Origin of the sequence: Brevibacillus sp. SIMBA_040, from assembly GCF_046535075.1 — a bacterium.
Classification (GTDB): Bacteria; Bacillota; Bacilli; order Brevibacillales; family Brevibacillaceae; genus Brevibacillus.
Genome location: NZ_JAWRXI010000153.1, coordinates 1 through 277 on the forward strand (window position 1 = coordinate 1; position 277 = coordinate 277).

The 277-nt window shown below is 50.9% G+C and carries 1 protein-coding gene; it reads left to right on the forward strand.

Features of this window, described 5'->3' with window-relative positions; translation table 11 throughout:
* Positions 1-117 precede the first annotated feature (117 nt).
* Positions 118-277: DUF7693 family protein (locus SB752_RS33565; RefSeq protein WP_486320405.1), on the forward strand; the 160-nt coding region annotated here is incomplete at its 3' end.

Below are 277 nucleotides of genomic sequence, written 5' to 3' on the forward strand. Positions count from 1 at the left end.
CTTATGGCTTCGGCATTTCGTCACACTGAAAAGGGACAAATAATTTCTGTGCAAGGTGAAGTACGCTGTTGTGTTTGAGATCCGCAGGCCGAGAGAGGCGCCATGTCAGATAAAAAAATGCTCACCGCTCGGGAGATCTACGTAGTGCTGCGCGATGCCCCCACGATTTCACGCTCAATACGCAGAATTACAAACGCCACTTGGGATGAGATCTATTGCGGGCTGATGACCGTTAACGTCGACGACTGGGTGATAACGCTCTACAACGACTGCGGAG